7 protein-coding genes are annotated in these 6,643 nt (G+C 62.5%); all 7 read right to left on the bottom strand.

Annotated elements, in window-relative coordinates:
- Nucleotides 1-24 precede the first annotated feature (24 nt).
- Entirely contained in the window at nt 25-1,698 is a 1,674-nt protein-coding gene (locus BKY26_RS09770; protein ID WP_071690209.1) for a bifunctional protein tyrosine phosphatase family protein/NAD(P)/FAD-dependent oxidoreductase, read from the bottom strand.
- A 26-nt stretch (nt 1,699-1,724) separates the two neighbouring features.
- The gene (locus BKY26_RS09765; protein WP_071690208.1) at nt 1,725-2,609 is read right to left on the bottom strand and encodes an MBL fold metallo-hydrolase; all 885 of its coding nucleotides are present in this window, start codon (nt 2,607-2,609) and stop codon (nt 1,725-1,727) included.
- A gap of 45 nt (nt 2,610-2,654) precedes the next feature.
- Entirely contained in the window at nt 2,655-3,092 is a 438-nt protein-coding gene (locus tag BKY26_RS09760) for a DUF6691 family protein (RefSeq protein ID WP_071690207.1), read from the bottom strand.
- Nucleotides 3,093-3,096: 4 nt separating this feature from the next.
- A complete protein-coding gene (locus BKY26_RS09755) occupies nt 3,097-3,528 on the bottom strand; it encodes a YeeE/YedE family protein (RefSeq protein ID WP_071690206.1) in 432 nt (143 codons plus the stop codon).
- A gap of 191 nt (nt 3,529-3,719) precedes the next feature.
- Nucleotides 3,720-4,583 (bottom strand): Hint domain-containing protein, encoded by an 864-nt coding sequence (locus BKY26_RS09750; RefSeq protein WP_071690205.1) that lies wholly within the window; start codon nt 4,581-4,583, stop codon nt 3,720-3,722.
- 111 nt (nt 4,584-4,694) lie between these two features.
- Complete coding sequence (locus tag BKY26_RS09745) at nt 4,695-5,648, bottom strand: Hint domain-containing protein (protein ID WP_071690204.1); 954 nt, start codon at nt 5,646-5,648, stop codon at nt 4,695-4,697.
- Between the two features lie 65 nt (nt 5,649-5,713).
- Nucleotides 5,714-6,616 carry a Hint domain-containing protein gene (locus BKY26_RS09740; RefSeq protein ID WP_071690203.1) on the bottom strand — a complete coding sequence of 301 codons (903 nt, stop codon included), beginning with the start codon at nt 6,614-6,616 and terminating at the stop codon, nt 5,714-5,716.
- Nucleotides 6,617-6,643 lie beyond the last annotated feature (27 nt).

The following is a 6,643-nucleotide window of genomic DNA, read 5'->3' as shown; positions in this document are numbered from 1 at the left end:
CGCGATCCTACAGTTCGGAACGGGTTAGTTGACCGAGACCTTCTCGGGCTTCACCATCCATTCGCGGCCACGCAGCATGGCCTTCCAGTAGACCGGCGGCAGCAGCTTTTCCTTCAGGAACCACGACAGACCGGAGGGCTTGGTGCCATCAATGAGCCATTTCGGGAAGGACGGTAGCAACGTTCCGCCATAGCCGAATTCCGCCAGCACGATCTTGCCGCGTTCCACCGTCAGCGGGCAGGAGCCGTAGCCATTATACATCGAGGTGGGCGAGCGCCCGTCGATATCATCGGCCAGGTTCTGCGCAACGATGGGAGCCTGCATGCGCGCCGCCGCCGCCGTCTTGGCATTGGGGGCGTTCATCACGTCACCGAGCGACCAGATATTCTCATAGGTCTTGTGACGCAGGGTGGCCTGATCGACATCGACCCACCCGGCGGCATCGGCCAGCGGCGAGACGCGGATGAAATCGGGCGCGGTCTGTGGCGGGCAGACATGCATCATGTCAAACTCCACCGTCACCTCGGTCGGGTCGGTGTCGGGCTTGGCAACGTTGAAGGTTGCCTTTTTCGCCTCGCCATCCACCGCCACAAGGTTGTGGAAGAAGTTCAGGTCGGCATTGTATTTCTCGATGTATTTTTCCAGCGCCGGGACGTAGTCCTTGACGCCAAACAGCACGCCGCCCGCGTTCATGAACTGGATGTCGATATCCTTGAGCGTTCCATTGCGGAACCAGTGGTCACCAGACAGGTACAGCGCCTTTTGCGGGGCGCCTGCGCATTTGATCGGCATCGGCGGCTGCGTGAAGAGCGCCCGGCCTTCCTTCAGGCCCTGCACCAGCTCCCACGTGTAAGGCGCGAGGTCATAGCGATAGTTCGAGGTCACGCCGTTCTTGCCGAGCGTGTCCACCAGTCCCTCGACCTTGTGCCAGTCGAGCTTGATGCCCGGACAGACGACAAGCCGCTTGTAGCCCACCACGCGACAGCCATCGAGGATGACCGCGTTGTCCTTGGGCTCGAACGCGGCAACCGCGGATTTGATCCAGTGGACCCCCTTGGGGATCAGGCTGCCCATGGTCTTGGCGGTGTCGGCAGCGTCGAAGATGCCGCCCCCCACCATGGTCCAGCCGGGCTGGTAATAGTGGATATCGGCGGGGTCGATAATGGCGATCTCCAGCCCCGGCTTGCGGGCCTTCAGCGACGACGCGGTCGAGATACCGGCAGCCCCGCCCCCCACGATCACAACGTCGAAACTGGCATCGGCCCGATCCGTCGGCGTCTTGCCGCCATTGACGATGCGCCGCACGACGCCCGCCATGTCATAGCCCGCCGCCTTGGTCGAGGCGAGGATGTCGGCCACCGGCAGCGTATCGGCGTGGCTGAGCGACCAGAGCGTCGCGCAGCGCGTACCGGTGCGGCAATAGGCGAAGACGGGGCGTGGCAGCTCCTCCATCGCCTGGCCAAACGCCTCGGCATCCTCATCGGTTACCCGGCCCGAGACCACCGGCAGGTAGCGGAAGTCGAGACCCGCGGCCTTGGCCGCCGCCTCGATCTCGTCATGGTTAGGCTGGTCGGCGCCTTCACCGTCCGGCCGGTTGCAGATCACCGACCGGAAGCCCTGATCCGCGATGCGGCGCATGTCTTCCGCCGAGACCTGCGGGCTGACCGAGATCGAGGCATTGATGGTTTTGATTTCCATGGGTCTGTCCTTCCTGGCCGCACCGATTACAGAGCGTTGACCGGCACCTTGAGCATCGGGTTGCCGTCCTTGTCGGTCGGCACCGCGCCTGCGCGCATGTTCACCTGCAAGGAGGGGATGATCAGCTTGGGCATGTCAAGCTGCGCGTCGCGCTCGGTGCGAAACTTGACGAATTCTTCCTTCGTCTTGCCGCCGCCGACATGGATGTTGTGTGCCTTTTCCTCGCCCACGGTGGTTTCCCAGGCGATGTCACGGCCATTGGGGCCGTAGTCGTGGCACATGAACAGACGCATGTCGTCGGGCAGCGTCAGCACCTTCTGGATCGAGTCATAAAGCGTGCCCGCGTCACCGCCGGGGAAGTCGGCACGGGCCGAGCCGCCATCGGGCATGAACAGCGTGTCGCCCACGAAGGCCGCATCGCCCATCACATGGACCATGCAGGCCGGGGTATGGCCGGGGGTATACATCGCAAAGGCCTGCATATTGCCAATGGTGTAGGTATCGCCCTCGACAAACAGCTTGTCGAACTGGCTGCCATCGCGCTGGAACTCGGTGCCTTCGTTGAAGACCTTGCCGAACGTGTCCTGTACGACCATGATCTTGTCGCCCACGCCGATCTTGCCCCCCAGCTTCTGCTGGATATAGGGCGCGGCGGACAGGTGATCGGCATGGACATGTGTCTCGATAATCCATTCCAGCTTGAGGTCGTTCTTCTGAACATAGGCGATCAGCTCATCGGCATGTTCATAGGTGATCCGACCGGCGGCATAGTCGATATCCATGACGGAATCGACAATCGCGCAGGAGTTCGAGCTAGGGTCCTTCACGATGTAGCTGATCGTGTTGGTGGCGGGGTCGAAAAACGCCTCGACTTCGGGTTTGACAGACATATCAACGGGATAGGTCGACATTTGGGTATCCTCCAGGTGTTCGGTTTATTCAGGTTTCGGCAGGAATCAGGCCTGCGTGGGCGCCGTCGGACGGCGGAAGTGCATGAGCGCCCGCGCCGCGAAGATCCCCGCGACAAGGGCAATGGTGAAGAGAACGACTTCGATCCGGCCGGTGCCAAGCGCGGGCAGCGCGCCACCGGGGCAGAACCCGGCAATGCCCCAGCCGATGCCGAAGACGGCAGACCCGCCAAGCAGTTTGAGGTCGATGACATTGGAGCCGGGCAGCAGGAACTGACGGTCAAAGATCGGCATGGGCCGTTTCAGGACGAAGCGGTAGCCCAGGAAGGTGACGACGACGGCGCCGCCCATCACGAAGATCAGGCTCGGGTCCCAGGTTCCCGCGACGTCGAAGAAATTCAGCACCTTGGCAGGGTTCGCCATGCCCGAGATGGAAATGCCCAGGCCAAACACGATCCCGATGAGATAAGCTACGATAATCCGCATTGGTTCAGGCTCCGATCACGTGGCGAATGACAAAGACGGTGAGGCCGGTGAACAGCATGAAGGTGGCCACGGCCGAGATCGACCGGGGCGACAGCCGCGCCATTCCGCAGACCCCGTGGCCCGAGGTGCAGCCCGACCCGTAGGTCACCCCGATGCCGACGATGAACCCGCCGATCAGCAGCATGGGGGTCGAGATCGGCACCTCGACGGCAGGCATCTGCCCCATCAGCGCAAAGTAGACCAGCGGACCGGTGACCATCCCGGCAAGGATGGCGGCGCGCCAGTAGAAGTCTTCGCGGGACGCGGGGCTGAAAAACCCGGCCAGAATGCCGGTCGCGCCCATGATGCGGCCAAGGGTCAGCATCAGCAGCACCGAGGCGGTGCCGATGAGAATCCCGCCGATTGTGCTGGCCAAAGGTGTGAATTCGGTTTCCATGTCGTCCTGTCTCCTTCGAACCTGCGGGGACGAATCGCGCATCCACCCCTTTTTTTGCAGGCCCTTGTGGCTGTTTTCTGTGAACTTCACGTGTGAAGCTTGTCGTCTGTCTACAACGCAGACTGCCCTGCTTCAGTGACGAAGTCACCAAAGCAGGGCAGCCGCTTGGAAAAGAGAAAGAAAGGGTGGGATCAGGCCGCGCAGGCGGGGCTTAGTCTGGCCCTGATCCGCTCCGGCACTTGGCGCGCGGACATGGCACGGGGGTAAGGCAGCTCTTCCATCTCCGGCACGTCGCCATAAAGCGCCTCGAACTCCGCGTAGTTGTCGAAACCTCGACGCGAGGCATTGTCGATGAAGGTCTCGGCCTGGGCCCCGTTGGCGAGGATGATCTCGTGCGTGTCCGTCTCGATATGGTAGACGGTAACACCCTGCGAAAGCTCCGACCGGGGCACGGGGGTGATCGTGGTGCCGTTGATCAGCGCCCCCGCGTGGCAGATGACGCCATCGACCAGCATGCCGTGATCGGCGGTGACGGTCAGATCCCTGTGGGGTTGGTCCGGGCCGAGCGCACCGGCGCGGATCCGCACCAGTTGCGAGGCCGGGCCCGGCTTGAACAGCGGAAAGATCGTCTGACGTCCGATCCACTTGACCCGGGCAGAGCCCCCGTCCGCCTTGACCAGGCGGTCCCCGATCGTCAGCGCCGCGACCGCGACCTCGCCCGTTTCTGTCCTGATGAGGGTATCAGCCGCAAAACAGAAAGCGTAGGGCTGAAGCGTGAGTGATGGCAGGACAGCGTCGTAGGTCACGGCCGCGGGACCGGGGTTGTAGACGAGATACTGGTTGGCGTTGAAAAAGAACACGAAGACAACGGGCATGGTGACGCCGCCCATCACCACCGTACCCTCATAGGACGAAACGCCCCCCGGCATAAGGTCGCTCACGACGAACTCATCGTCATTGTCGAGATCCTGGAGCGTGCCGCCGGAATTGTTGACGTTCAGCAGGTTGCCGGAGAAGTCATAGGCGGCGGATGAGATGTAGGTGAAGTCCGTCATGTCAGGTTGCTCCTCTAGCAAGCATGGTTGGCATCAGATCCCGCAGGTCGCCCGGCCCCTGGCGGTGCAACCGCACATGCGCGGCGCTCCGCCAGTTGGCCGGACAGCGCGTCACCCGGCAAGACGGTGACCAAGACGGGCCACGATCCGCTGCGGCACCTGCCGGGCGCTCATCGCGCGGGGGTAAGGCAGTTCTTCCATCTCAGGCACGTCGCCGTAGAGCGCCTCGAATTCTGCGAAATTGTCGAAGGCGCGGCGGGTCACGTTGTCGATAAACGTTTCCGCAGGGGCACCGTTTGCGAGGATGATCTCATGCGCCTCGGTCTCTATGTGATAGACGGTGTAGCTCTCGCCCATCTGCGCCAGAGGCACGCGCGTGATTGTGGTGCCATTCACGAGAGCCCCGGCGTGGCAGATCACGCCATCCACAAGCATCCCGTGGTCGGCGGTCACGGTCAGATCGCTATGGGGCAACCCATCGCCCAAAGACCCCGCCGCAAATTGCACTGGCATCAGCCGCTCGGCCGGACCGAAGCGGGTCATGACAGTTTGCCGCCCGATCCATTTGACGGCGACGCTGCGGCCCTCTGCGGTCAGCACGTTGTCGCCGATCGCCAGGGTCTCTACCGCGACCTCCCCGTTCGGGGTCGCAATGGCCGTCCCTTCCGCGAAGCACAGGTAAAGGTTGGGACTGTTTTCGGGGCTCTGATAAGCATTCGACGTCCCGCTTGCCCCCACGGCATTGTTGAAGGCCGAAACGTCATCCACGGCAATATAGAAGAACGAGTTGCTGGCATTGGTGAAAATCGGGAACTCCAGACCATTGGCGCTGACCGTATAGCCGGAGAAAGTGAAGCCTGTGGCGGACGGGTCCACACCGGCAATCAGTTGCCCATCCCCATCCGTATCCGTCACCGGCAAGGTGCCGCCCTGAGGGGAGGAATTGCTCCAGGTCAGCTGCGTTCCGGGATCGCCCAGATTGTTGACGATGTTCGGGCCGGTCACGGTGACATCACTGGCCAGAATGGCCAGCCAGCCGCCGGATTGGTAGGTAATATCGGGCACGGGGGTTTACTCCTGTATTCGGGGAAAGCGCTGGCCTGCGCAGGCGCGGCGGTGATCAGCGGATGTCAACCAAGGTGGCGAGAACGCAGCCCAAGCGCGCTTTGGATTTCAACCGGCACCTGCCTTGCACTCATCGCGCGGGCATAGGGCAGTTCCTCCATCTCCGGCACATCGCCGTAAAGCGCCTCGAACTCGGGGAAGTTGTCGAAGGCGCGGCGGGAGACGTTGTCGATGAACGTCTCGGACGGGGCGCCATTGGCGAGGATGATCTCATGCGCCTCGGTCTCGATGTGGTAGACCGTGTAGCTCTCGCCCATCTCGGCCAGAGGCACCTGCGTGATCGTGGTCCCGTTGACCAAAGCGCCTGCGTGGCAGATGGCGCTCCCGACCAGCATTCCATGATCGGCCGTCACCGTCAGGTCGGTGTGTGGCAGCCCGTCGCCCAAAGACCCGGCGGCGAAGCACACCGGCATCAGCCGTTCGGCGGGGCCGAAGCGGGTGGACACCGTCTGACGTCCGATCCATTTGATGGCAACCTCGCGCCCGTCGGCACAGCGCACATGGTCGCCGATGCCCAAGCTTTCCACCGCCCGCTCCCCCAAGGGGGTCGAGATCAATGTGCCTTCTGCGAAACAGACCGTGAACGGGCTTGTCGTCAGAAAGAAGCTCGAGGTATCCGGGTAGGTGCCGCTGACCGTGGCCCCGATGACATAGGTGAAATTCGCCGTGCTGAACACCGGGTAGGTCTGGCCAGAAAACGGCAGGTTCCCGTCAAAGCTGGCGGGCAGAGTGGTGGCCCCGCTCTGGTAAGTCAGGGACTCGCTGGTGGTGAAGGTACTGTCCGTCGGGGGATTTCCGTCAGTGACCGTGAAAGCCCCGATACTGCTGATCGGGCCTTCGCCGACCAGGTTCCCGGTCGCGTCGTAAATCGTGACGATGGTATTGGTCGGTACGTCAAAAGTTGCCATGGAGTGCTCGTTGCCCTTGAAAAACGA

The sequence above is a fragment of the Nioella sediminis genome, from assembly GCF_001879695.1.
GTDB lineage: Bacteria > Pseudomonadota > Alphaproteobacteria > Rhodobacterales > Rhodobacteraceae > Nioella > Nioella sediminis.
This window is presented reverse-complemented; position numbering and strand designations above follow the sequence as displayed.